This is a genomic window from Alkalibacterium sp. s-m-28, from assembly GCF_054658175.1.
On sequence record NZ_BAAGIQ010000312.1, the window covers coordinates 1 to 366 of the forward strand.

Annotated in this window: 1 pseudogene; it reads right to left on the minus strand. The window is 43.4% G+C overall.

The window, feature by feature from the left end:
* Positions 1 to 366, minus strand: a pseudogene (locus ACYQ4S_RS12465) (DDE-type integrase/transposase/recombinase); the annotation flags it as partial.

A 366-nucleotide genomic window follows, 5' to 3' on the forward strand; every position in this document is an offset into this window, starting at 1 on the left:
GCAGGCAGTAAAGCAAGCGACATGAGCACGTGCACCATTTTGAGATTTAAATCCATGGGTGCCACGGTAATTGCCTTTGTAAGTCCGGTTCAATCGTTCGATGATTTGTTTAAGGGGCCTATATTGTCTAGATACTTCGTCCTCGTTGGTTAAACCAATGACTTGAGTGATATCGAAGTTCAGGCCGTGTTGGGCCAGGAAATGTTGTGCCAGTTTGTAAATAGGGTTTCCGTCAACGATGAGGTTTAAATCCTCAGGGATTTCGCTAGCTATATAGTGGTCGAGCACATCGTGAATGGCCCTGATTGCTAATTCAGTATTGCGTTTTTCAGACACTCTTTGGGATAAGATGATTTTATTCTTTGC